Genomic DNA, 25,353 nt, shown 5'->3' on the forward strand with positions numbered 1-25,353 from the left:
GATTCCTTTAGCAAATTCTGCTGCAAGGTCTTTTAGTTTTTGTTCGTTCATCATGTTGCCTGACTCCGTTGTGAATATGAACATAGCAAATTCAGGCAATTACACAATTTAATTTACAGTCTCAATAAAAATAATGGAAACATTGGAATTAATAAACTTATTCCTTTTCCTAACCTTGCATAAGATTGATCAATCAATTCAATATAATCATCATTCATGCTAATAAATGACCAGTTATGATTACGTTTAGAATCATTTTCTGGTTTAAGTAGAACGTCTCCTTCATCTAAATGAGAAAAAGGAATATTCTGCTCAAACACATCATAACCAAAGACGTGTTTTTTAATTTTACTTTTCATATTAATTGTATACCGACTTTAGGCCCAACATTTGTTGTTGAATAGTATCAAACCTAATTATACTTTGATCCGTTGATAATAAACATTTACGAATCCATTTTTGGATATCATTATCTTGGGCAAAATATGCAATTAAAGATAAAATAGACTTTTTCATTTCTTATCAGAATAATCCTCAGGATAAGGATCATCTTTAATAACTTTTCGATAATCGTAAATAGATTCTAAAATTAATTTCTCTGATGTATCTTCATGTCGTGCAGTAAATAGATATATTTCTTGAGGATTTTTAAAGCCATACAAGTCAAAAATTTGTTCTGAGTTTTCACTGAGATATATTAATGAAGCTGCGGAACTTTTAATAATATACATAAATAAAAAATAAAAAGTAAAAATCGCAGAAAAGAATATTAAAAAATTTACTAAATCAAAATTTTGAGGGAGTACAATTATAAAAGTGAAAGCAATAACACAAGTTAGTGTAAACCATACTAGTCCCCCCTTGTTTGTGGATTTTTTAAAATTTGTTATCGAGGCCCCCATTCCAACTTGCATGTGTAGGATGCCTGTTGAAGGGCTTAGAACAGAAAATAACTCATAAACATTTTCTTCAATTTTTTTCGCAACACAAACTACATATTCATTCTGTTGTAATAAAACACGATGAAATTGGCCAACGCATATCTTTCCATTAATTTTCATAACAAGAGTTTCGATATGCAAACGTGACTGAGAAGCCAAAAATACACTTTGTGTTCCCAAAGTAACATTGCCTGCTAAGGTTCCAAGAATTGCAGATGAAGCTATTAATGAGTCTCCCTTTCCACCTAGAGCATTTAATACACCCTGATAAACTTCTAACTCTCTAATATAGCCTTCTAATTTAATCATATCTTCTCTATACATACTTATAAGCTCACAACAGCCTTAGCAAACTCTTGATACTCTTCATCTTCATTTTTAAAAGGCGTCTCTTTACTATTTGCTTTCCTAAAAGGTGTTTTTTGACACCAATCTTCTAAAGCATCGTCAGACCCATTTTTTAGTTCTATTTCAACAGCAACCAGACTTAATGTTATTACATTCAAACCAGCAATCACACGTACACTCATTAAAAAGCCATGACTGCATGTTGCGACAGTTTTGTTGTCACATTTTTAAGTACAGCTGAACCCAGATGTGGCGCAACAGCACTAACAAGAAGACCAATCTGTCCAACGGTAAGTGCTAACTTGATAAAAATCTACCAAACAACTAAATTGGTCCGCATATAACCAACCTTTAATCAAGCGACGAAATATTTCAATCTGGTTTGATCCTAAGACCCAATGGTATGCGTAACCACAAAGTTAGCACGGACAAAATCAAACTTATTCCGATACAGCGATTCAATGCTGTTTTAATAATCAAATCTCTATTCCACCTTACTTTACGCATAGTCACAGGCTTTGCTAAAGCCTGATTAAACTCTGTGGCTGAGCAGCCCCGAATATCAGTGATATTTGTACTCTACCCTTTGTAGACGACTAAAGCATATGGATATTGTAATAAGCTATCAGAAAAGTTGTAGTGGGCTACACTTACTCATCGACTCTAAGAGTTTAAAATTTTTAGCTAAATGCGAATGGAAGCGTAAAAAGCATCAGCCTGAATAACGTCGGCAATGGCATAAACTGCATATTGGTATTGATGCTGAAACGCTTCAAAGACGTGCTGTTCAGCTTACGAAAAATAATGTCAGTGATTCACAAGTACTTAGTGATTTTCTGGAACAAATACCACTAGATGAGGGAATAGATTCTGTCTATACCAATGGGGCGTACGACACGAAGTGCTGCAGACAAGTGAATTTAGATCGTCAAGCACATGCAGTGATTCCACCTAAGAAAAATGCAAAACCATCGAAAGATAAAAAGCTAGCTCGCTAGAGCGAAATAAGTTACTTCAAACGGTTAAACATTTAGGCAGAACTCTATGGAAAACTGTCAGGCTATCACCGTCGCAGTTTGGTGGAAACCAAGATGCATTGCATCAAATAATTAGGAGATAAGCTGACGGCAAGACATTTTCAAAGTCAGGTTAATGAAATTTATGCGCGTGTGGCAGTTCTGAATAGGTTTACGGAATTAGGTAGACCTCACACCCAAGTTGTTACTAAATTTAAATGGATTGGGGATAACTCACCCTTTGAAGGTTTATGCATCAAAGCCTTTTACAACAAGGAATAGCCATTTCTGAAACCTGCTCAAGAATATCTAATATTGAAAATCTAAAAAATATCTATTGAGATACAAGCTCAAGACTCAATAACAAAACCACATTAATATCTTTTTACTATTAATTAAACATAATTATTATATAAAATATATGGTATTAATAAATCAACTATGGGGCCTATAAATTTCGGCCAATATTAAGACTCAACCTGTTCAGGCTTTCTTAAGTCCAAATAAAACTCAATAATTGACCAAATAACAATCAAAGCAAACATAGCAACAGCGAATAACACAGCAGTTAAATAAATCATGCTTGAGTTCTCCGTTAGAAAACGAGTTAAGACCAACAGGTTAAAAGTTTTAACCTACGACAAAAGTCTAATAAGAATTTCTGACGGTGCCTAGCCATATTTAGCAAATTTTTAAGAGTATTTTTATCTATGATGATAGCTTTGCTATATAAAATTTAACCGTTTTATTGCTAAAAAGTATAATTCTTCAATCCGCCCTTCTTATTCCAATTTGAAATATATGCACAATTCAGATCAAAGCTCACTTAAATCCTCTTGACTCATACGACAAACAAGCAGAAATTACACCTTTTTTAAATCACCGTATCACCGACTATGTTGAAAAAGTTTATTGGCGAATCTGCATTTAAATTGGCGGGCTGGAAATACCACGTAGAACCTGATGTTTTAGAAAATAAACAAGTGATCGTCGGCTTTGAACACACCTCAATGATGGATGCTGTTCTTTCATTGGCCCTTTGCCAAATTTACGACATCAAAATTCACACGCTGATTAAAAAAGAACTCTTTAAAGGTCCATTTAAACCTGTTCTTGAAGCGATTGGCGGTATTCCTGTAGACCGTAAAGCCAATAAAGACATAGTGACTCAAATGGTTGAGCATTTTGAAGCTAACGAAAAATTTAATTTAGTCATTGCTCCAGAAGCGACCCGTGCAGAACGTGGTGAAGCACGAAAACCGATTCGTACAGGCTTTTGGTATATTGCTAAAGCAGCAGGTGTGCCAATTGTATTAATGTATGCCAACTCAAAAACCAAACAAGGTGGTATTTTCGGTAAGATTTACCCGACTGAGCTCGATCACGATTTAGCTTTAATTAAGCAACTCTATAAAGATAAAGTAGGTTTAGATATCGTGATCCCAGAACCTAAAAATAAAGACTAAGCGCCATTCACGTTTTAACGAAATACGTATTTAAAGATATAAATGTCACGTGCTCCATGCATTGTGCATTTATATCTTCCTTTTATAAAAAGATCGAACTTACTCTTTCAGCCCGATTCTCATCATAAGAAAAATTACAGTACGAGTGTTTTGACATTTCTCATTATTTTCTCAAATTTGGATATTTTTTTTTCAACTACACATTTCCTGAAATCCAGTACTTTCACACAAAAAAGCCATTATGGTAGAATTTGCTCAATTTGATAGGCATAAGGCCAATCTACAAGGAGCATATTTCGCATGGCGGGTCATTCCAAGTGGGCTAATACTAAGCATCGTAAAGCAAAACAAGATGCAAGCCGCGCTAAAGTATTCACAAAATTTATCCGTGAAATCGTGACAGCTGCACGCTTAGGCGGCGGTGATGTAGCGTCTAACCCACGTTTACGTGCTGTTGTTGAAAAAGCATTAGTTGCAAACATGACACGTGACACCATTAACCGTGCGATCCAACGTGGTGTGGGCGGTGAAGAAAATACCGATCTAAAAGAAGTAACCTACGAAGGATATGGCGTTGGTGGTGTTGCGGTCATCATTGAAACAATGACGGATAACTTGAACCGTACTGTTCCTGACGTTCGTCATTGCTTCTCGAAAACTGATGGTAATTTAGGTACTGCTGGTTCAGTAGCTTATATGTTTACCAAACGTGGTGAGATTACTTTTGAAGATGTTTCTTTAGAAGATCAAATCATGGACGTCGCTTTAGAAGCGGGTGCTGAAGACATCGAAGTGGACGAAGAAGAAATTCTAGTTATCACCACACCTGAAACTTTCGGTGAGGTTCAGGATGCACTTGCAGCAGCAGGTTTAAAATCTGATAACGCCGAAGTGGTCATGAACCCTTCAACTAAAGCGTTAATTTCAGATATCGAACAAGCGAAAAAAATCATCAAAATGATTGATATGTTTGAAGATCTTGACGACGTTCAAAACGTGTATACCAACGTTGAATTCACCGATGAAGTGATGGCTGAGTTAGAAGCTTTATAATTCAATCGACTGAAGTATAAAACGCACCCCATCGGTGCGTTTTATATTTTCAAACATTAGCGAAAAATGAGTTTAAATCCTATGCAAAATTTAAACCTTATTTAACAATCCATTACAGTTAAAAACGTTATATTGCTTAATTACAAAGCTCGAATGTAATGCAACTACGTGTTCAATTTTACCAATGCGCTTGAGTAAAATTTCACTATAGTTTTCCATATCACGTGCAACGACTTCCACAATAAAATCTGCCGACTGCCCTGTCACTAAAAATGCATTAATGACTTCTGGAATACTTTCAAGTTCTTCTAAAAATTTAGCAAATGTATCGGTATCATGTTTGCTTAAGGACACCTGTAGCAGCACATGCAAACTAAAGCCCAATTTTTGATAATTAATTTCACGTTTTAGACCACTGATAATATTGTGATCAATCAATTGTTTGATCCGACGATGAACTGAACTGACCGATAAATTCACCCGCTCTGACAGTTCATTTAAATTGACATCTTCATGGGTCAAAATTTCTAAAATTTGTTTATCAAAACGGTCTAGTTCCATCAGTCTACTCCAGCCATTTTTGAAAACAGTGCTGATGATCCCAATTCATCAAACGCCTGTTGTCATTTTCAATGTTATTTTAAATTTTAAAATCAGCATTTATGTGCAAGTTTTCTCATGTATAGCATGATTTATTAAAAATAATAAAGCTCATACGCATTATGAACATAATAATTTGCATTAATTCGACGATTAAATGAATGTTTTTTCATCAAAGTTTAGTTTTTATATTCTAAATGACGTCTTTAGACAACCTACCAATAAAGCTTCTCGATGCATTCCATTGATCTGAATAAATCAATTTCAGATAAAAGGGAGAGATATTTTATTTATATTTTTCAATTTTTTATTTTTACTTTATTTTTCAATGTGCGCTCTATGTCACATTTCTTTTTTTTCACTTATTTACTTGGTTTGGTAATTACATTAAAAAATAGCGGCGGTTCATAAATATACAAAAAAACAAAAACGGAAGAATAAACATTGCAATTAAATCACTGAGTTCACTCAGCTCAAAATTAAGTTCTGTACTAAGTCCTTCCCTACAGCTCAGTACAATTAGCAGCACGGTCAGTAACCTACTTAGCCCGCTTAAACCTACAACCAATATCACGGATACGCTGACAGGATTATTGGGTAATTTAGGTGGCACAAAGTCTTTTGATTTTAGCGCACTGACTAAATCGCTTCCCCAAGTGATTAGCACGATTCAAAGTCTTACATCCAATAACGGTTCAAATTCGGATGCACTCAAGACATTGATGACAACTCTGCAACCACTCCTACAAAACTTAGGTAGCAACGCTGGCTCAACAGAGATGAATCAGTTGGTTCAATCTTTACCTACCATTGTCAACAGCTTGCAAAGTTTACTGAGTAGCACCAATAACCAAGGCAATCTTCCTGACAATATTAGTAGCGCTGTAAATGCCATAAAACCACTGCTTGCTATGCTTGGAAGCGCAACAGGGTCAACGGATGCAACACAAATTATCAATACACTCAACCAAGTTTTAGAATATGCGCAACCCATTATTCAGATGATTGGGAGCTCGTCTTCTGGAAACATTGACTTTGGGCAAATTGCACAAGGTGCAACGAGTGCCCTCCTACCTTTATTAGCTTCAATCAATAAAGACAACTCATCTATTGATATGGAACAATTGAGTCATGCTTTACCGACTGTGATTGGAAGTGTGACCAATCTAGTGACCGCCATTTCATCAGCCAACCAAGGGAATGTCCCTGAGACCATTTCAGGGGTGATCAAAGGACTTAATCCGCTTCTAGATTTACTGGCAAAAAGCGATGTCATCGATACGGATCAGGCTCAAACCGTCAAAGCGATTTATGATGTATTAAATAGCGTGAGCACCATTTTGGATGTGGTCAACAATCCATCCTTACTGACGCTTTCAACTGATTTAAATCAAGTGATTAATTCGTTGAAACCAGTCATTGCTCTGATGGACAGCAAAGGTGAAGCGACTCAGTTCCTCGATCAACTGACCATTCCAGATCTTGGCGATTTACTCGGCAATCTTGCTTCAGAAAAAATTGATCTGGGTTCTATTACGGATCAGTTCAACCAATTGACTGAAAACCTCACAGGCCAATTACCGAATATTAATGACCTATTGGAAAATTTAGGTTCTGCTCAAGGTGATTTTGATATCTCCACCATTATCCCAAGTATTAAAGATGCAATAGGCAATATCTTCTACCCGGTTATGCCGCTGAATACTTTACAAGCCGATAGTATCAGTCCAGTGCTGAATATTTTGGATATTCAACAACAAAGCTATATTTAAGGATTGAATGTCTGATGAAAAAGCGCGCTGTTAGGCGCGCTTTTTTAAAGCAGTATGACGCAAAGTTTTCATATAAAGAGCTTATACACCACGCCAATCTACCCGTGCGTTACGTTCTGTTTGGTATATACGTTGTACATATTGACCTAAAGGTAAATCGCTCAAATAAGCTTTGTAATCTTTAAACTCTTCTGACAAAGTTTCGCCATGCTCTTTTTCCCACGGTGTTCCGACAATCTCTAATATCGGCGCTAACATTGAACACACTGCAATATCAGCCAAACCTAATCGGTCGCCTACAAAATAACGCCCACCTTGTTCGATCAGACGTTGATTTAAATCAATCACAATTTCATCCAATCGTTCACGAGATGCCGCAACCTTATCCGTATCTAATTGATAACCTTTAGAAACCAGTGCCTTTATAATGGGCTTTGAATATTTCTCAAACTGACGTAAATAGCCTTTTTCACCAATTAAAATATCAAGTGATTCTTCACTTTCATTTAATACATGTGCTAACCCCCAACGGCGCACATGTTGGCCTAACTCAATGGAGAGTTCATTAATTTCTAAAGCGTCTTCACGCAGTTTGACATCTGGACGGATCAGACTATGTTCGGGGTAGGTCGCATCCAAGTAAAAGGCGATTTGAGTTGAATCTGCAACCCAATGATCTTGATCACGTAAAATCGGTAATTTGTTTTGCCCTGTTTTAAGCTGTGCAAATGCACGATGTACACCCGGCATTAAATTATGAGCCACATAATCCAACTCTTTATGATCGAGTAACCAGCGCGCCTTTTCACAAAAATGTGAGAGTGGAAACTGGTAGAGAGTTCGCATAAATGCTCCAAGTTTTTTGTTGTAACTGTAGTTTATAAAACCCAGTAATTTTATAGGGATACTTTAGTCACTGTGTTATTGAAACACAATGTCATTTTTGCACCTATTCTGCATCCGTAGTGCAACTCAAGCTTTATTCAGACGTGAATTCATCTCTATCTCAGCGCGATTCAATAAGATATACATTCTCCTGCCCATATCACCTGACTTTATTATGGCTTTCATGTAAAATCATCCACAATTTTTTTATAATACTTTGTGAGTTATTTCATGGGTTTTAACTGTGGTATTGTCGGCCTGCCGAACGTTGGTAAATCAACGCTTTTCAACGCATTAACCAAAGCTGCGATTGCTGCTGAAAACTTCCCATTCTGTACAATTGAGCCAAATACTGGGATCGTACCTGTACCTGACCCACGTATGGATAAACTTGCTGAAATTGTAAACCCACAACGTGTTGTCCCAACCACGATGGAATTTGTGGATATCGCAGGTCTCGTCGCTGGTGCATCTAAAGGTGAAGGCCTTGGTAACCAATTCTTAGCTAACATTCGTGAAACGGATGCTATTGCACATGTTGTACGTTGTTTTGAAGACGAGAATGTCATTCACGTAAATGGCAAAATTGATCCACTTGACGATATCGCAACAATCAACACTGAACTTGCACTTGCTGACTTAGAAGCTGTTTCTAAAGCAATTACACGTCTAGCAAAATCTGCAAAAGGTGGCGATAAAGAAGCGATTGCGACCAAAGCTGTTTTAGACAAAATCTTACCTTTACTGGATGAAGGTAAACCTGCGCGTGCAGCTGACCTTGATGAAGATGAACGTAAATTGGTGCGTGGTTATGGCTTCTTAACCCTTAAACCAACCATGTATATTGCCAACGTTGCAGAAGATGGTTTCGAAAATAACCCTCACTTAGAAGCAGTGCAAAAATTAGCTGCAGAAGAAAATGCGATTGTGGTTCCACTTTGCAACCAAATCGAAGCAGAAATTTCATTACTTGAAGATGAAGATCGTGCTGAATTCCTTGAAGCTTTAGGCATGGAAGAACCTGGTCTAAACTTAGTTATTCGTGCAGGCTATGGCTTACTCGGCCTTCAAACATACTTCACAGCTGGTGTACAAGAAGTTCGTGCTTGGACAGTAAAAATTGGTGCAACTGCACCTCAAGCTGCAGGTGTAATTCACACTGACTTCGAAAAAGGCTTTATTCGTGCTGAATGTGTTGCCTACAACGACTTCGTTCAATATAACGGTGAAGCTGGCGCTAAAGAAGCAGGTAAATGGCGTTTAGAAGGTAAAACATACATCGTTCAAGATGGCGATGTTTTACACTTCCGTTTTAACGTATAAGACAGTACTCATAAGAAGCCAGCAATTTGCTGGCTTTTTTAATTTTAGGCAAAAGCCCAAGCCAAAAAATAAGCATATTTAAAAACTTAAAACCTGCTTAAAAACAAAATTATATCGACACGAATACATGATTTGGTTGCTGAGTCACCACAGTGCAACGACTTAAATCTCTACCGTTCTGCTATAAATTTACCCATAGGCACTAATGCCTATTTTCATAGAACAATAGCAATGAAAAAAATCAGCACAATTCTAACAGCAGGTATCTTTACAATGCTTAGTGCAACTGCGTTTGCATGTCCACAAGGCACCACACTTACAGGTGGTACAGGTGCAAACCATAAAGGTGGTACTTGTGTTTCTATTGCTAAAGATGCAAAACATCAGGAACGTACTGCTACACATGCAGCACAAGCTGCGCAGCATGATGCAAAAGTCGCTCGACACGATGCAAAACAAGCCAGCCAATTGGCTCAGAGTAAAGTAAAACATAATCAAAAATTAGCAAAACATGATGCAGCTCAAGCACAGCATCTTGCAACACAAGCAAAATCAGAAGCTAAAACTTCAGCCCATGCTGCCAAAGCTGCAAATACTGACGCAAAAGCAAAAATCGCTGCACAAAAGGTCGCAGCGGAACAACATAAAGCTGCTGTGAAATCATAAACAGTTGAGAATTAACACATCCCAAAAAAAAGCCGGAATTATCCGGCTTTTTTATTCAAATCATTTATGGGTGAGCAATATGTAATGCTTTTGCATCCATCTCTGCGCGCTGTCTTCTTGCTTCTGTCAGCATGCGTTGTTCAAGCTCTTTACGAAAGCCTAGTAGAAACACAAACTCAGCTAGAACAAATAAAGGTCCTATTGCCAAGCCAATAACATCATCCATAAACGCAGGCTTTTTCTTTTCATAATAATGGCCGATAAACTGGATGATCCAACCCACTACAAAGATTCCCACACTCCAAATCAGCCATGACATAAGGCTCACTTTTGCGATCATTAAGGCTAAGGGATATGTGATTGCAAACACCAAAAGCATGATCAAACCGAAAATTTTATCTAAACTCAGGTAATAAATGACACTGGCAATAATCAACAACAAAGCAAGGGTCAGTTCAAAACCTGAAATCATCAGCCCTGCTCGTGCGGTTAGACAAATAATCGAAAACACAATAAGCGGAATACCCACAAAATGCGTCAGCACATTTTTTCGATCCAAATGATATGCTGCATACTGGCTTAGCAATCTTTCAAGTTTGCTCATTAACTTACTCCTTGTTCATTCACTCATTTCACTATATAAAAAATGCATCAATAAAGTTGTCAGCTAATAGACAAGTTGGACCATAAAATAAGGATATGCTGTGCTGGACGCTCAATATGTGCATCAACTCAATAAAAATGTGTGGTATACAGGCTTAAATCTTTTCTTCCAAGACTTTATCTGCCGCCATGCTCTGACTTTAACTTTCGAAAAAGATGCACGTGTTTTTTTATCAGGACAGCGTTTTAATGGTATGTATGCAGTCTTAGATGGCGCAGTTCGCTTAGGCTATATTGATATTCATGGCAAAGAAGCGATTGCCGCCATTGCTGAGCCGATTATGTGGTTTGGCGAAATATCCTTGGTTGACCAATTACCACGCTCTCACGATGCCATCTGTACCAAAAAGTCCACCTTATTACACTTGCCGGCTCAAGCAATTCAGCAATTATTACAACAACACCCTGAGTTTTGGTTTCATATTGCCCAGCTCACCAGTCAAAAGCTTCGCTATGCCTTTATGGAACTCATTGCCTTACAAACGCAAAGTTTAAGTCAACGTCTCGCACAGCGTCTGCTGTTTATTTTAAATGGATATGGGAATCATTTGGAAATTGAACAACACACCATATACATCTCACAGGAACAACTTGCTCAACTTTTGAATTGCTCACGACAATCAGTCAATCAGGAGCTTCAGCAGTTGGAAAAAATGCAGGTGCTTCGTGTTGCGTTTAAACAAATTGAAATTTTAGATCTAGCGCAGTTACATCAGATTGCTCATGCACTTCCTGTGCATGATGTCTGACATTTGTGATTTAAATAAGTGCATTTAATTGCACCAGAATGATTCTTTAATAGTTATTTTGCTTTTATTTGTGGCACTTCGCTTTATCGAGTTTTGATCACGACAATAATTGGCAAACATTTACACTGTCAAAACCATTTGTACATGCTGCAACTTCTTGAGTTGATGCTTCTGATTTGTCTTCAGTCGCTGCTTGTAGATTGACTGCTGTAGTCAAAACAGCCAAAACCGATAACATCATTAATGTTTTTTTCATCTTAATAACCTATTCAACGTCTATAATTTAATTTACATACTTCATCTTTTACGCAGTTATTTTTACACACTTTATCAAATAATGATAATTTTAATTTTTTATCACATTATCTATGCTTTGTATTATTAATATTTTAAAGATATTAATTAAAGAAAAAGACAGACGACTAGCGTTCTAAAATGGAATGTTTTTTTATCAATGAATCTTTATAAAAAATAATTATGTACTTAATAATCAATGCTTTTTATCTATTTAACTTCAGAAAACAACCATGCAATTTGGAATTTAGCTCAATACTACGGCAGCGCACTGATTTAATTTTTATATGAAATAGCGATACTTTGAGGAGGATTTTCCAATCCTCTATTATAGATTTATTCTTGTTTTTTTTGATATTTTCCAAAAAAAAGCAGTGAGAATTCACTGCTTTGATCGGGTTAAACGCCTACTTTTTTCGGATCGGTATTTCCGAGTTCAGGGTTTTCAATCGCACCTTTGCATTGATTTTTATCACGCTCATAATCTGCTTGCTTTTGTGCAACAGTCGAACTCTGATCAATACTTTCACGTGCCCAAATTTCCAGACTTGTCAAAGCCTTACGACACAGCGCGTATTTACCTTCCGTAACAGAATCGGTCATTTTGACATTGATACGCCATTCGGTACTCAATTTACGTGCTGGAACACGGACTTTCTCTTCCATCTGATCGACTTGCTTTGCATAAACAATCGGATCGGCTTCATTGATAAACGCCCAAGCTTTGGCAGCATACTCCGTTGCATCATTGGTTAATTTGGGTGCTGCTTTAATTTCGACTTGAGCTTGTTCAGCTCCATCATTACCACAGGCCTGCAACAACACCGTGCTGCTCAATAATGAAACAATCAGTATCCCACGCATCTTTAACCTCTGCATATCCAGCTCATTTCAGCAAACATATTCGGCAATATGCTAGTGAATTCGCGTACAATACTCAATCATCATTTGACCTGTTGTTCAACTCTTTCAAAGGTGTGTCGTGTCTGAGCACAAACTTCCTACAGTTCAGCCTGCGGGTTTTTGGCAAGGTGCTAAAGATAGTCAAGCCATTATCTTTACCTATCTTCCTGTTTCTTTTGCATTTGGGGTTTCTGCGACTCAATTTGGTTTCACTGCGTGGGAAGCCTTATTTTTATCATGCTCTATGTATGCCGGTGCCAGTCAGTTTCTCGTCGTTGCTTTACTGGGAAGTGGAACATCCATTTGGATGACTGCACTCACTGTGATTGCTCTCGATATACGCCATTTGCTCTACGGTCCTGCTTTACAAAACCTGATTCAAGACCGACTCAATTTAAAGAAAACGGCAGTTTGGGCTTGGGGTTTAACCGACGAAGTTTTTGCATCAGGTATGATCAAACTGTCGCAACGTCGTCAAGAATGGTCAGAATCTTGGATGTTAGGACTCAGCTTATTTAGTTGGCTGTCTTGGGCAACAGGCTCATTTTTAGGCGGTTTATTTGCCGATCAAGTCAGCAACCTTCCACAATTTTTACAAGCCGCACTCGACTTCCTACTGCCTGCATTGTTTTTAAGCTTTTTACTCGCAGCATTTGAGAAAAAACATACATTTGTGGTCACGGTTACAATTATTGTTTCTGCGATTGCTTGTTACTTTATCGACTTGTCTGCTGCGATTTTTATCGGTATTTCTTCTGGTATTTTTGCCGGTTTATTCAAACATTATGTCTTAAAAAAACCTGATCCTGAACATATGGGTGAAGCATCATGAATCTAGAAATTATCTTGGTCGGGATTTTGGTCGGGATTGCGAATTTTGCATCACGGTTTGGGCCATTTTTTGTAATTCAGAAATTTCAGCAAGGTTCACAGCAGCGTGGTTCTTTATGGCTCAAAATCGCTTTGGGCTCGATTGGCATTGCCGCAATTAGTTCAATGTTGGTGGTTGCAACCTTACCACCTTTGCTTGAGACACCAAATAAAAGCTTTGCCATGTTGGTTGGTTTTGCTGTGCTTGCAGGCTTGTATTTCAAGTTTAAAAAAATTGTCCCTGCTACACTGACTGCGGCACTGACTTACGGCTTAGTCTATACCTATATACCTTTTCACCTCTAAAGCTAAGTCAGCGACAATCCAAATCTCCCTCAAGCACAAGCTTCTTCAGCCTGTGCCTTTTAATTAGCAATATTTATGAGATAGTCAACACATAACACAAAAAATCTTAAGGAAAACAATAGATGGCAAAGTACCATTGTATTCAAGGCAAAATTTATATTCATTCTAGACAACCATCTGAATTGAGTTGGCGACTGCAAAAGCCCATCGAAAGTATAAATTTTCAATACTTCATTCAAAGCCAGCTATTCAGTGGTAATTTCTGCGCTGTACATTGCCAACCTGCAGATCAGATCCGCGCCATTTATATAGAGAAAAATCAGCAACAAAAGATTGTGGGCTTATATAACTGCACACAGCAGATTCTGCACTTACATCCACGTCGCCTGATGTTTCCACATATATCGATGCCTCGTCTGTTCAGCAATGTTCTGCAGCTGTCGGGTTTTTTATTGATTTTTCTATTGTGTATTTTCAACCTCAGTTCATTGCTCAATTCATCATTTCACCTTCTATCGGTAGCTGCAGACGCGCTCTATTTCACTGCCATTTTAATTGGCTTAATATTGATTTTATGCATATGCGCCGTACCACTGCTCGGATTGCTGTACTGGCCCAACTTCCGTCAAACATCTGTGCAGCTTCGTGCGCTGCAATGTGCAAATTTGGAAATTGAACCATTCCCTGCATGTATAAAAAATGCAGGCATATTTAAAGTGAATTTAACTAAAAACAACTAATTACCACTTTTTAAAGATTTTAACAGATAAATAATTACACGAACGCTCCCCCATAAAGATATAAAAAAAATTGTTGGACAATATCATTTATTTATGTGAACACTCTCTTATCTCTCGAACAAGTTCTGCTATGCTTAAATTCCCATAAAATCAAGCATGGATGATTTACATGAGCGTCACTATTGGTACTCCACTTCAGTCTTCAGCGTATAAAGTCTTACTGTTAGGTTCTGGTGAACTCGGTAAAGAAGTTGTGATTTCATTGCAACGTTTGGGTGTAGAAGTTCATGCTGCCGATCGTTATGACCATGCTCCTGCCATGCAAGTTGCACATTTTTCTCATACTTTAAATATGGCAGATCCTGAGGCACTTAAAGCCTTAATTTCTCAAGTTAAGCCTCATTTGATTGTCCCTGAAATTGAAGCCATTGCGACTCAAGTTTTGGTCGAGATTGAAGAACAAAATATCGCAACAGTAATTCCATCAGCAAAAGCTGTAAACCTGACGATGAACCGTGAAGGGATTCGCCGTCTAGCTGCCGAAGAGCTTGGACTACCGACTTCAGCCTACCGCTTTGCCAATACCCTTGAAGCGTTCCGTGCTGCATGCGATGACATTGGTTATCCAAACTTTGTTAAGCCTGTCATGTCGTCTTCGGGTAAAGGACAGTCACGTGTAAAAAGCTTTGATGAAGTCGATGCCGCATGGGAATATGCACAAACAGGTGGACGTGTAAATCAAGGTACTGTGATCGTGGAATCACAAATTGACTTTGACTTTGAAATCACCCTGCTGACTGTTCGTGCTAAAAATGCAGAAACAGGTGAAATTGAAACATCATTTTGCGACCCGATTGGCCACCGCCAAGACGCTGGTGACTATGTAGAAAGTTGGCAGCCACAAATCATGACTGCTCTTGCTTTAGAGGAAGCCAAGCGTATTGCCAATAAAGTAACCATTGCATTAGGTGGATGTGGCATTTTTGGGGTGGAACTGTTTGTCAAAGGCGATAAAGTATGGTTTAGTGAGGTATCACCTCGTCCACACGATACAGGCCTTGTCACTCTTGCATCGCAATTCCAAAGCGAATTCGAACTGCATGCACGTGCCATTCTTGGTCTGCCTGTAAATACTGCTCGACACAGTACTGCTGCAAGCGCAGTCATCTATGCAGACGTGGATGATACCAATTTATCATTTACTGGCTTAAATCTTGCTTTGGCTAATCCAGACACCGATTTACGCCTCTTTGGTAAACCAGAAGGCTTTAAACGTCGCCGTATGGGCGTAGCAACAGCACGTGCTGAAACCACAGATCACGCGCGTGAACTTGCTCAACATGCTGCACAACAAGTCAGTGTTCAACAAAACTAAGTTTGTAACACCTTAACGGACCACTGTTCATGATCAATACGCTTCCTCTGCTGAATTACATTAAAAGTAACCACGACATTCAGGCGATTAACCAATGGCGCTCAGATGTTGAAAATCAGCTACAGGAATGTTTTGAAAATGGACAGTCGATTCGTGATGTGATTTTGGCTCGTTCGAATCTAATCGATGAAGCCTTAAAGTTCTTATGGACACATGCTGAACTCGACCAAACCGATCTCGGTTTGTTTGCTGTAGGTGGCTATGGTCGCCGTGAAATGCTGCCATACTCCGACGTCGATATCATGATTTTGTCTGAAGATGAAATCAGCCCAGAACAAGAAAAACTCATCTCTAGCTTTATTTCAACACTTTGGGATGTTGGTAATTTCAAGCCGGGCATCAGTGTGCGTACTATTAATGATTGTGTCGCTCAAGCCACCAATGATTTAACTGTAGCAACAGCTTTGATTGAAGCACGTTTGATTGTGGGCAATGAACACCTAGCCAAATGGCCACGCCGTATCGTGTCACAGACATGGACGGATAAAACCTTCTATGATGCCAAAATGCAAGAGCAAGCCAAACGCTATGCTCAACATAACAATACCGAAAGCAACTTAGAACCCGATATTAAAAATGCGCCCGGCGGTATCCGTGATATCAACCAAATCGGATGGATTGCTAAGCGTCATTTCCGTGTCAATCGCATCTATGACCTTGTACATTTAGGTTTTATTTCAGAGTTTGAACTGGGTGTTCTTGAAGAAACAGAAAGCTTTCTTTGGGAAATCCGCCATCATTTACATCGCTTAACCAAGCGCGACGAAAACCGATTATTGTTTGATTATCAACGTGACATTGCCGCTAAATTTGGCTATCAGCGTGAAGAAGGTAAATCACCGAATTATCCAATCGAACAGTTCATGAAACGTTACTACCGTAGCGCTCAGCAAGTGACGACGTTAAATGAAATGCTCTTGGCTTATTTTAATGAGTCGGTCATTACGCCACGTTTGCCTGACTATGAACGTAAGATTGAAGAAATCAATGCTAACTTCAAATTAGTCGATGGCAAATTGGCAGTGCAGCATCATAAAATTTTCTCTGAAAATCCAAGTGCTATTTTAGAAATTTTCTACCTCTTGGCAAATCGTCCTGAAATTGAAGGGATTCGTGCCCGAACTTTACGTCTTTTGTCTCTTGCGGCAAAACGTATTGATCAAAACTTCCGTGACAATCCTGCACATCAAGCCTTATTTATGGCGATCATTCGCTCACCCTACCGTTTATATGACACCATGGTGGCGATGAAACGTTATGGCGTGCTCGGCAACTATATTCCTGCCTTTGGGCAAATCATGGGACTCATGCAATATGACTTGTTCCATATTTACACTGTCGATGCCCATACCCTATTACTACTACGTAATTTAAACCGTTTTAAAGAGCCTGAATTTGCTAAGGACTTCCCTGTCGTTAGCTCCGTATTCCAACGACTGGCGCGCCGTGACATTGTTTATTTAGCGGCAATTTTCCATGATATCGCCAAAGGTCGTGGTGGTGACCACAGTGAACTTGGTGCAGCGGATGCAATTGATTTCTGCCGTACCCATGGGTTTACCGAACGCGAATGTAACCTTGTCGCATGGTTGATTCAAAACCATCTCCTGATGTCTGTCACTTCTCAGAAAAAGGACATTTCCGATCCAGATGTGGTGAAAGAATTTGCTGAGAAAATGGGCGATATGGAGCATCTCGACTATCTCTACACCTTAACAGTTGCCGATATCAACGCAACCAATCCGACGCTTTGGAATACATGGCGTGCATCACTCATGCGTCAACTGTATACACAAGCACGTGATGTGATTCGTTCAGGTTTGGGGCGTCCTGTAGACTACCCAATGCTGATCGAAGACACTAAATTTGCAGCCAGTGAACTGTTAGTCAACGATTTTTCGCTCTACGATGTAGAAACTGTTTGGCAAGAACTCGGTGATGAATATTTCCTAAAAGAATCTGCCGATGAAATCGCATGGCATACGCGCGCCATATTAAAGCATGGCAATAATGCAGAACCATTGGTACTGATGCGAGCACATCGCAAATTTGCACAAGATGCGGTACAGATCTTTATTTACACCCAAGATCAGCCTAACTTGTTTGCAACAACAGTGGCAATTTTGGACAGAATGAACTTAGACGTTCAGGATGCTCGGATTATTACTGCATCCACTGCATTTAGTTTGGACACCTATGTTGTACTTGACCGTTTTGGCACCTTATTAACAGATCCTGAACGTGAGCAAACCGTTATTGAAGCGCTCAAAAAAGCCTTAAGCCAATCTGACAAATACCCAGGCCTGATGCAACGTCGCATTCCACGTCAACTGCGTCATTTTGATATTGAAAATACCGTGAGTATTTCTTTTAATGAAGCGCTTCAACAAAATATGGTTGAAATTGCGACACTTGACCATCCGGGCTTACTTGCTAAAGTCGGTGGTTTATTTATGATGCAAGGCCTAGATATTCACTCTGCGAAAATTGCGACGCTCGGTGAACGTGCTGAAGATATTTTCTATGTCACTAAAAAAGATGGCTCACCTATGAGTGATTCAGAAGCGGAAACGTTTGCTGCACAGTTAAAGTCAGCACTCGATGAAGCTTCGAATCAGGTTTGTAGTCATCATTAACTTAAATTGATCGGTATCCATTCCATGAACTCCAGTTTGTCATTATTGCACCCTTATCCATTTGAAAAGCTAAATAAGCTATTTCAGGATGTGAAACCCGCAGATTTGCCTTTGATTCCCCTATCGATTGGTGAGCCAAAGCATCCTGCACCGGAGTTTGTGAAACAGGCCATTATTGATAATTTTCAGCACTTATCAACTTACCCAAACAGCAAGGGTTTACCTGAGCTTCGTACGAGCATTGCAAACTGGTTAACCCGTCGCTTTAAACTCAATAGCATCAGTGCAGACACCAACGTCCTGCCTGTGTCAGGTACACGTGAAGCGATCTTCTCGTTTGTACAAGCTTTGGTTAAACGTGAAGACACCCCTTATGTGGTGATGCCAAATCCGTTTTACCAAATCTATGAAGGCGCAACTTTACTTGCGGGTGCAGAACCTTACTTCATCAACTGTACAGAAGAAAATAACTACCTTGGCGACTTTGACGCTGTGCCAGCTGAAGTTTGGGAAAAAACCGCTTTACTGTTTGTCTGCACACCGGGTAATCCTACAGGTGCGGTACTTTCTAAAGAACAGTTTAAAAAACTGATAGCACTATCTGACCAATATAATTTTGTGATTGCATCTGATGAATGCTACTCAGAACTTTGGTTTGATGAAGCACCTATTGGTCTGCTTGAAGTCTGTGCTGAAATGGGCCGTGATGACTATAAAAACTGCGTGGTATTCCACTCACTGTCTAAGCGCTCTAACTTACCGGGTATGCGTTCTGGCTTTGTTGCAGGTGATGCAGCGCTTTTAAAACCTTATTTACAATACCGTACTTATCATGGCGCTGCGATGCCTGTTCAACACCAGTTGGCCTCAATTGCAGCTTGGGATGACGAAGCACACGTCGAAGAAAACCGCGTCCAGTACCGTGCAAAATTCGAATTATTCCAACGCGAGCTGGGTCACCTACTACCATTACAAAAACCTGATGCAGGGTTCTACTACTGGTTAAAAGTGGATAATGATGAAACTTTTGCAAAAATGCTGATGGAAAAAGCGCATGTGAAAGTATTACCAGGCCGTTATCTGTCACGTGATACAGCACAAGGTAATCCGGGTGAAAACCATGTCCGTTTAGCCCTTGTTGCAGATATTACCCAATGTGAAGAAGTGATTCGTCGCTTAAAAGCAGTGCTTTAATTGATTTAAAGTGTTCTGCTTAAAATAAATGCCCCCTGATTTGGGGCATTTTTATTTGTGTCATTTCTTAACAATCATTCAGAGCTAATCATCTAGCAATAATTATTTATAAACAATCATTAAGAAATCATTGAACACTATTAGAAATCAAATGTTGCACTCAATTTAAATGTTCGAGGTTCTCTCACTGTTAAACGCTGTATGAAAAATAAGTATGGTCATAACGAATTGTTGTAAAGCGAATAGATAAGCAGACATCTGAAAGGTTTTAGCTAGTTGTAAAGTAATATCTTTCATTATCAATTAGATCCACCAGTAATAACAGATCATTTATGGAACTCAAAATTTGCCTTCTGCTATAAGCTTATTGAGGTGGATGAAGAGAAAATTCATGTTCAACAGTATAACTGAGATTTTTATCAACCATCGGAATAGGTTCAAATCGCGCAACTAATAAGGATTTTTGTACTTTTTGATCAAAGTTTTTAGAGCCTGAACTTGCAATAAGTTTTGAGCCACCAATATAGCCTGTTGCAGCAATCACAGTGAGCTGTAGTTTGACAGGCTGCTTATATGTTTTCATCTCAGACGCAGACAACACATATTGCGGTGCATTTACCCAAGAGACTTCATACATTTTCGGTTTTACATGTGGATCAATTACATCTGCAACACGCGTAGGTTGGTATTCTTCTATAGGTGTTTTTAATATTTGCAATAATGCATTAATACGAGCATCTGTCGTACGGTCTAGATTGCTTGCAACAACAGACATTTTTGTAGGTTCAGATGCACTTGGAGTGCTATCTGCCCAAGCTAACCCCACACATACGAGTAAAAAAAACGTTAAAACACAAATTCGACGTTTAACCATCTGCTTAAACAATGTTATGACCTTCAAATAAAGACACTTCAGTATAAAACATCCAAAAAATAAAGACGCTTCCGCGCCTTTATATCAACCTCAGTTCGGCCAATAATTCACTTCATTTTGACTGAGCTAAAGCTTTTTCAATATCTTCATTCAATGTTTCAGGCTTGGTCGTGGGTGCATAGCGGTTTAAGACCTGACCATTTTTTCCAATTAAAAACTTCGTAAAATTCCACTTAATGCCATTTCCCAATACGCCTTTCGAGTTATTGGTTAAATAACGGAAAATCACATGCGCTTCAGGGCCTTTTACATTCACTTTGGCAAACATCGGGAAAGATACGCCATAGTTTTTTTGACAAAACGCGCCAATTTGATCATTCGAACCCGGATCTTGTCCGCCAAATTGGTTGCATGGAAAACCTAAAACCTCAAAACCTTGATCTTTATATTGTTCGTAAATTTTCTCCAAACCAGCAAATTGAGGAGTAAACCCACATTTACTAGCGGTATTTACAATTAATAAAACCTTGCCTTCATAATCTGCAAAGGATTTATTACTTCCGTCCAGTAATTCTGCTTCAAACTGGTGAATGGTGGTCATGGATAAGTTTCCTCATCATTTTTTTGTTTTGTTTCTAATTCTAAGGATGCCGAATTAATACAATAACGTAATCCAGTCGGCTGTGGGCCATCAGTAAAAACATGCCCTAAATGTGCGTCACAATGATGACAAACAATTTCTGTTCTGACCATACCGTGTGTCGTATCTACATTTTCTTCTACTGCAGCAGGTTCAATCGGCTTATAAAAGCTCGGCCAACCACAACCGCTATCGTATTTTGTTTCAGAAGAAAAAAGCGGTTCCCCGCAACAACGACATACATACGTGCCAGCTTGTTTCGTATTCCAATATTTCCCAGTGAAAGCTTGCTCCGTGCCTTTCTGACGCGTTATGCGAAACTCTTCTGGCGACAATTCTCTTTGCCATTCTCTTTCTGTTTTATTGAGTTTTCCCATGATGACGTCCCTTTATATCGTGGTATTTAAAATAGGATAATCCTATATTTACGTCATTCAATCTTAAATTTCTAGTCTTTATTCAACAATTTACAAAATCTATATAATGACCCAAAAAGCAAAAAGTAAGCAAATATAAAATCGTGGTGAGCAAAATACAAAATTAAATGCTTTTTTGTGAGCACCTTTAGTGATAATCTTAGCGCTACTCTTGCTCAGGATTAAAAAATGTCGCAGAAAAAGAGCGTAATTTTTAAAAATCTGCTGCCCGTGATCAAACAATATCAACAGGCAGGGTTTACGCATGAAAAAATAGTTGCTTTACTCAGAGACGAACATCATCTCGATTTAGTAACGACCGAGACATTTAAAAGCTATTTATACCGTTATGCAAAAGTGACCTCCACTCTTTCCGAGAATATAAAAATGCCGAATACGTTTAACACCCCCCGCGAAATTAAGAAATCGTCTAAGCTCGAGCATGTTTGCTACGACATTCGCGGACCTGTGTTACGAGCGGCCAATGAGATGGAAGAGGCTGGCCATAAAATTATTAAATTAAATATTGGTAACCCTGCTCCTTTTGGTTTTGAAGCACCTCAAGAAATTATTAACGACGTGGCACTCAACCTGCCTAATGCAATTGGTTATACCGACTCAAAAGGCATCTTCCCTGCGCGTAAAGCGATTTGTCAGTATTATCAACAAAAAGGCATCTTAAACATGCACGTCAATGACGTGTATGTCGGAAATGGCGTATCTGAACTGATTGTGATGGCAATGCAAGGCTTGCTCGACGATGGCGATGAAATGCTAGTGCCTATGCCGGATTATCCGCTTTGGACAGCGGCAGTTAACCTTTCTGGCGGTACTGCTATTCACTATAAATGTGATGAAGAAAATTTCTGGTATCCAGATATTGCCGACATGGAAAGTAAAATCACCCCGAATACTCGCGGTATTGTGGTGATTAACCCGAACAACCCAACAGGTGCGGTTTACCCACGTCATGTGCTTGAGCAAATTGTAGCTCTCGCAAAGAAATACGACTTAATTTTGTTTGCTGATGAAATTTACGACAAAATCATTTATGACGGTATTGAACATGTTTCTGTTGCGTCATTGGCAGGTGATCAGTTGTGTATTTCTTTCAATGGCTTATCGAAAGCATACCGAATTGCCGGTTACCGTTCGGGCTGGATGGCAATTACAGGCGATAAATCACGTGCGCTAGACTACATTGAAGGTTTGGACATGCTGGCGTCGATGCGTCTCTGTGCCAACCACCAAGCGCAATATGCGATTCAAACAGCTTTAGGCGGTTATCAATCGATTAATGATCTCATCCGTCCGGGCGGTCGTTTATATGAACAACGCAACATTGCTTGGGAAATGTTGAATGATATTCCGGGTGTAGCTTGTGTGAAACCAGAGGGTGCTATGTACTGCTTCCCTAAATTGGACCCTGAAATTTACCCAATCCAAGACGATGAGAAATTCATGTTAGATTTCCTCCGTGCTGAAAAAGTACTTTTGGTTCAAGGTACAGGTTTTAACTGGCCGACACCTGATCATTTCCGTGTGGTGTTCTTGCCTGCTGAAAATGAACTACGTGAAGCACTCACTCGTTTAGGTCGTTTCTTGGCGAAAATGCGTTAATTCATAAGTGCTTTAAAAATAAAAAACCGTACGCCATGTACGGTTTTTTATTACTGTATCTTTAAATTTGATTTCTTACTGTACGCACACCACAGCTATCTTTTTGAATAGTTAAGTTTTTAAGAATTAATTTTTAGCTTAGACCTTAGTCAAAACTTTAAGATCTGTTGATTTTTCTATAGCCTATTCATGTTATTTTTTAACCAATCATAAAAATACATGAGTACAGGATGTTCTCTAACAAAATTAAACTGAGCCTATTTCTCTGTCTAAGCATGTGCCTAGGCATCGGGATATTACGTTTTTCCTATACCGCACTCCTCCCTTCAACCCGTGAAGCATTTGGTTGGAGCCCAAGTTTTGCCAGCATCTTAGGCAGTGCCAATTTGCTCGGCTACTTGATCGGTGCATTTTGGGCCATGAAATTACCCCAAAATAAAAGCATGGTGAGCTACATCCAACTCGCGGCTATTGCAGGGACACTCAGTTTACTCAGTTGTGCATTTTCAGGTTTTTCAGAAATTTGGTACACCACTTGGCGCGTAATTTCAGGGATCAGTGGTGGATTATTGATGATCCTTTCCCCAAGTGTCGTGGCCCAATGTTCACAGCTTCAAGACCGCTTTAAAATCAACTTTATTGGTTTTAGTGGTATTGGCTTGGGGGTGTTAATGGCAACGCTATTTTTGCCTTACATCCAAGATATTTCGACAATGTGGGCTTGGTTGATTTTGTTTTCTTTTTCAACCCTGATTTGTATTTTACTCAGCGTGCTTTTGAAGAGTTTTAAAACACAGCTCACATCATTCACCACGATTTCAGCTGCAGAACATAAAGTTGATGGAATTTTCTATTGTCTCTTAATCGTGTATAGCACCAGTGCTTTTGCTTACGTGCCGCATTCATTATTTTGGATTGACTATTTAACTCACACCCTACACCTCAGCCCGATCGGGATCAATTTCAATTGGATTTTATATGGTCTGGGGAGTGCTTTAGGGGCCTTTGCTGCTTACTGCCTAGCACAAAAACTGGGAAATATTAGTGCTCTTAAAATATTATATAGCAGCTATGTCTTGGCGATTTTTATAGCGATTATTAATATCCATCCACTTTTTACTTTTTTATCTTCTTTTGCGACAGGCTTGCTCAATCCAGCAGTGGTTTTTCTCACCTCTTATACCATTCTGCAAATCTATGGTAGCGCCTATAAAAAGCTCTGGAGTATTGCAACCCTGTGCTTTGCATCTATTCAATTGATTGGCGGTATAAGCTTTAGTTTTTTACAGCGAATCGGTATTGATTATTCACAGCAATTTATTTTGGCCGCATGCGTGCTCTGCATTGGAACACTACAACTCTTTTGGTTCACTCGCACTGCAAAATTAAGTAAGCATCTCGTCTAGGTAGATCACAAGACATTCAACTACATCACCAATCATGTATATAAAGAAAAGACCTATTTAAATAGGTCTTTTCTTTTTGATAAATCGTGAATGGACTAAGCTTTTTTCAGCTTTTTCTTTAACTTTTTCAAAGCAGAATTATGCTTTGAAATTTTGTTCAACCTCGCTTTAATTTCCTTTTTAAGTGATTTGGTTTTCTTAGACAAATTCATCTCCTTCTCGTCTACGTATAAAACTTAAATTTCGATCAATTAACAACCATTCAGCCAAATGAACTTTGATTCACAAAGTATTTCGCCTATTAACGATGTTGTTGACGCTGATTTCGTTGATGCGGCTGTTGTTTCTGTTTCTTTTGGTCTTGTTGCTGTTGCTGTTGCTGTTGCTGTTGCTGTTGCTGTTGCTGATCATTTTGCTGCTGTTGGTGATCAGATTGTTGGTTTTGTTGATGCTGTTTACGAGACATTTCATTTCTCCTTTTCATCACAAATATCGCAATGTACTGCTGCTAGGTGTACTTCTACTAAAGGACAACAA

General features: G+C 38.9%; 26 protein-coding genes and 1 pseudogene. 15 read left to right on the forward strand and 12 right to left on the reverse strand.

What is annotated here, in order from left to right; all coding sequences use genetic code 11:
- Nucleotides 1-113 precede the first annotated feature (113 nt).
- From FTT99_RS09330 to FTT99_RS09340, 3 genes are all read right to left on the reverse strand, one after another.
- A complete protein-coding gene (locus tag FTT99_RS09330) occupies nucleotides 114-359 on the reverse strand; it encodes a hypothetical protein (protein WP_257230543.1) in 246 nt (81 codons plus the stop codon).
- Nucleotides 360-512: 153 nt separating this feature from the next.
- Nucleotides 513-1,250 (reverse strand): putative type VI secretion system effector, encoded by a 738-nt coding sequence (locus FTT99_RS09335; RefSeq protein WP_227591812.1) that lies wholly within the window; start codon nucleotides 1,248-1,250, stop codon nucleotides 513-515.
- 17 nt (nucleotides 1,251-1,267) lie between these two features.
- A complete protein-coding gene (locus tag FTT99_RS09340; protein ID WP_180108271.1) occupies nucleotides 1,268-1,471 on the reverse strand; it encodes a hypothetical protein in 204 nt (67 codons plus the stop codon).
- A gap of 120 nt (nucleotides 1,472-1,591) precedes the next feature.
- Here FTT99_RS09340 and FTT99_RS09345 point away from each other — a divergent pair.
- From FTT99_RS09345 to FTT99_RS09355, 3 genes and pseudogenes are all read left to right on the forward strand, one after another.
- Nucleotides 1,592-2,515: pseudogene (locus FTT99_RS09345) on the forward strand (IS5 family transposase); the annotation flags it as partial.
- A gap of 686 nt (nucleotides 2,516-3,201) precedes the next feature.
- The gene (locus FTT99_RS09350) at nucleotides 3,202-3,771 is read left to right on the forward strand and encodes a 1-acyl-sn-glycerol-3-phosphate acyltransferase (protein ID WP_168379638.1); all 570 of its coding nucleotides are present in this window, start codon (nucleotides 3,202-3,204) and stop codon (nucleotides 3,769-3,771) included.
- 300 nt (nucleotides 3,772-4,071) lie between these two features.
- Complete coding sequence (locus FTT99_RS09355) at nucleotides 4,072-4,824, forward strand: YebC/PmpR family DNA-binding transcriptional regulator (protein WP_111886000.1); 753 nt, start codon at nucleotides 4,072-4,074, stop codon at nucleotides 4,822-4,824.
- A gap of 90 nt (nucleotides 4,825-4,914) precedes the next feature.
- Here the strand turns inward: FTT99_RS09355 and FTT99_RS09360 are convergent, their stop codons facing one another.
- The gene (locus tag FTT99_RS09360; protein ID WP_067763303.1) at nucleotides 4,915-5,385 is read right to left on the reverse strand and encodes an Lrp/AsnC family transcriptional regulator; all 471 of its coding nucleotides are present in this window, start codon (nucleotides 5,383-5,385) and stop codon (nucleotides 4,915-4,917) included.
- A gap of 632 nt (nucleotides 5,386-6,017) precedes the next feature.
- Between FTT99_RS09360 and FTT99_RS09365 the strand changes: the two genes are divergently transcribed.
- Complete coding sequence (locus FTT99_RS09365) at nucleotides 6,018-7,196, forward strand: hypothetical protein (RefSeq protein WP_180131386.1); 1,179 nt, start codon at nucleotides 6,018-6,020, stop codon at nucleotides 7,194-7,196.
- An 81-nt stretch (nucleotides 7,197-7,277) separates the two neighbouring features.
- Here the strand turns inward: FTT99_RS09365 and FTT99_RS09370 are convergent, their stop codons facing one another.
- A complete protein-coding gene (locus FTT99_RS09370) occupies nucleotides 7,278-8,042 on the reverse strand; it encodes a glutathione S-transferase family protein (protein WP_180131389.1) in 765 nt (254 codons plus the stop codon).
- Between the two features lie 270 nt (nucleotides 8,043-8,312).
- Between FTT99_RS09370 and ychF the strand changes: the two genes are divergently transcribed.
- Both ychF and FTT99_RS09380 read left to right on the forward strand, forming a co-directional pair.
- The gene (gene ychF, locus FTT99_RS09375; RefSeq protein WP_180131392.1) at nucleotides 8,313-9,404 is read left to right on the forward strand and encodes a redox-regulated ATPase YchF; all 1,092 of its coding nucleotides are present in this window, start codon (nucleotides 8,313-8,315) and stop codon (nucleotides 9,402-9,404) included.
- Nucleotides 9,405-9,677: 273 nt separating this feature from the next.
- Nucleotides 9,678-10,070 carry a hypothetical protein gene (locus FTT99_RS09380; RefSeq protein WP_373684589.1) on the forward strand — a complete coding sequence of 131 codons (393 nt, stop codon included), beginning with the start codon at nucleotides 9,678-9,680 and terminating at the stop codon, nucleotides 10,068-10,070.
- Nucleotides 10,071-10,134: 64 nt separating this feature from the next.
- Here FTT99_RS09380 and FTT99_RS09385 read toward each other — a convergent pair whose 3' ends face one another.
- Entirely contained in the window at nucleotides 10,135-10,674 is a 540-nt protein-coding gene (locus FTT99_RS09385; RefSeq protein ID WP_180131395.1) for a DUF962 domain-containing protein, read from the reverse strand.
- A 100-nt stretch (nucleotides 10,675-10,774) separates the two neighbouring features.
- On the opposite strand from FTT99_RS09385, the gene FTT99_RS09390 reads away from it, so the two are divergent.
- The gene (locus tag FTT99_RS09390) at nucleotides 10,775-11,482 is read left to right on the forward strand and encodes a Crp/Fnr family transcriptional regulator (protein ID WP_180131397.1); all 708 of its coding nucleotides are present in this window, start codon (nucleotides 10,775-10,777) and stop codon (nucleotides 11,480-11,482) included.
- Between the two features lie 97 nt (nucleotides 11,483-11,579).
- Here the strand turns inward: FTT99_RS09390 and FTT99_RS09395 are convergent, their stop codons facing one another.
- Together FTT99_RS09395 and FTT99_RS09400 are read right to left on the reverse strand one after the other, a co-directional pair.
- Nucleotides 11,580-11,738 carry a hypothetical protein gene (locus FTT99_RS09395; RefSeq protein ID WP_168379644.1) on the reverse strand — a complete coding sequence of 53 codons (159 nt, stop codon included), beginning with the start codon at nucleotides 11,736-11,738 and terminating at the stop codon, nucleotides 11,580-11,582.
- A gap of 437 nt (nucleotides 11,739-12,175) precedes the next feature.
- Nucleotides 12,176-12,655 carry a hypothetical protein gene (locus FTT99_RS09400; RefSeq protein WP_111885993.1) on the reverse strand — a complete coding sequence of 160 codons (480 nt, stop codon included), beginning with the start codon at nucleotides 12,653-12,655 and terminating at the stop codon, nucleotides 12,176-12,178.
- A 103-nt stretch (nucleotides 12,656-12,758) separates the two neighbouring features.
- Between FTT99_RS09400 and FTT99_RS09405 the strand changes: the two genes are divergently transcribed.
- The 6 genes from FTT99_RS09405 to dapC all read left to right on the forward strand — a co-directional run bounded on the left by FTT99_RS09405 (nucleotide 12,759) and on the right by dapC (nucleotide 19,860).
- On the forward strand, nucleotides 12,759-13,511 hold the full coding sequence (locus FTT99_RS09405) for an AzlC family ABC transporter permease (protein WP_078194362.1): 753 nt from the start codon (nucleotides 12,759-12,761) through the stop codon (nucleotides 13,509-13,511).
- Complete coding sequence (ygaH, locus tag FTT99_RS09410) at nucleotides 13,508-13,855, forward strand: L-valine transporter subunit YgaH (protein WP_078189050.1); 348 nt, start codon at nucleotides 13,508-13,510, stop codon at nucleotides 13,853-13,855. The genes FTT99_RS09405 and ygaH overlap by 4 nt, the downstream gene beginning before the upstream one ends.
- Nucleotides 13,856-13,977: 122 nt before the next feature.
- Entirely contained in the window at nucleotides 13,978-14,595 is a 618-nt protein-coding gene (locus FTT99_RS09415) for a hypothetical protein (protein ID WP_180131400.1), read from the forward strand.
- A gap of 160 nt (nucleotides 14,596-14,755) precedes the next feature.
- Nucleotides 14,756-15,970, forward strand: a complete 1,215-nt coding sequence (gene purT / locus FTT99_RS09420) for a formate-dependent phosphoribosylglycinamide formyltransferase (protein WP_180131403.1) — start codon at nucleotides 14,756-14,758, stop codon at nucleotides 15,968-15,970.
- Between the two features lie 29 nt (nucleotides 15,971-15,999).
- The gene (glnD, locus tag FTT99_RS09425) at nucleotides 16,000-18,666 is read left to right on the forward strand and encodes a [protein-PII] uridylyltransferase (RefSeq protein ID WP_180119706.1); all 2,667 of its coding nucleotides are present in this window, start codon (nucleotides 16,000-16,002) and stop codon (nucleotides 18,664-18,666) included.
- A 24-nt stretch (nucleotides 18,667-18,690) separates the two neighbouring features.
- Entirely contained in the window at nucleotides 18,691-19,860 is a 1,170-nt protein-coding gene (gene dapC, locus FTT99_RS09430) for a succinyldiaminopimelate transaminase (RefSeq protein WP_180131407.1), read from the forward strand.
- Between the two features lie 364 nt (nucleotides 19,861-20,224).
- Here the strand turns inward: dapC and FTT99_RS09435 are convergent, their stop codons facing one another.
- From FTT99_RS09435 to msrB, 3 genes are all read right to left on the reverse strand, one after another.
- Nucleotides 20,225-20,734, reverse strand: a complete 510-nt coding sequence (locus tag FTT99_RS09435; RefSeq protein ID WP_180131410.1) for an energy transducer TonB — start codon at nucleotides 20,732-20,734, stop codon at nucleotides 20,225-20,227.
- Nucleotides 20,735-20,846: 112 nt separating this feature from the next.
- Nucleotides 20,847-21,335, reverse strand: coding sequence for a glutathione peroxidase (locus FTT99_RS09440; RefSeq protein ID WP_078194370.1), 489 nt, complete (start codon nucleotides 21,333-21,335; stop codon nucleotides 20,847-20,849).
- A complete protein-coding gene (gene msrB / locus FTT99_RS09445) occupies nucleotides 21,332-21,751 on the reverse strand; it encodes a peptide-methionine (R)-S-oxide reductase MsrB (RefSeq protein ID WP_111885906.1) in 420 nt (139 codons plus the stop codon). The genes FTT99_RS09440 and msrB overlap by 4 nt, the downstream gene beginning before the upstream one ends.
- A 228-nt stretch (nucleotides 21,752-21,979) precedes the next feature.
- On the opposite strand from msrB, the gene FTT99_RS09450 reads away from it, so the two are divergent.
- Both FTT99_RS09450 and FTT99_RS09455 read left to right on the forward strand, forming a co-directional pair.
- Nucleotides 21,980-23,410 (forward strand): pyridoxal phosphate-dependent aminotransferase, encoded by a 1,431-nt coding sequence (locus FTT99_RS09450; RefSeq protein ID WP_180131412.1) that lies wholly within the window; start codon nucleotides 21,980-21,982, stop codon nucleotides 23,408-23,410.
- 230 nt (nucleotides 23,411-23,640) lie between these two features.
- Nucleotides 23,641-24,816 (forward strand): YbfB/YjiJ family MFS transporter, encoded by a 1,176-nt coding sequence (locus tag FTT99_RS09455; RefSeq protein WP_180131415.1) that lies wholly within the window; start codon nucleotides 23,641-23,643, stop codon nucleotides 24,814-24,816.
- 301 nt (nucleotides 24,817-25,117) lie between these two features.
- Here FTT99_RS09455 and FTT99_RS09460 read toward each other — a convergent pair whose 3' ends face one another.
- Nucleotides 25,118-25,282 carry a hypothetical protein gene (locus tag FTT99_RS09460; RefSeq protein WP_180131418.1) on the reverse strand — a complete coding sequence of 55 codons (165 nt, stop codon included), beginning with the start codon at nucleotides 25,280-25,282 and terminating at the stop codon, nucleotides 25,118-25,120.
- Nucleotides 25,283-25,353: the final 71 nt, after the last annotated feature.

The sequence above is a fragment of the Acinetobacter sp. YH12040 genome (assembly GCF_013420005.1).
GTDB lineage: Bacteria > Pseudomonadota > Gammaproteobacteria > Pseudomonadales > Moraxellaceae > Acinetobacter > Acinetobacter amyesii.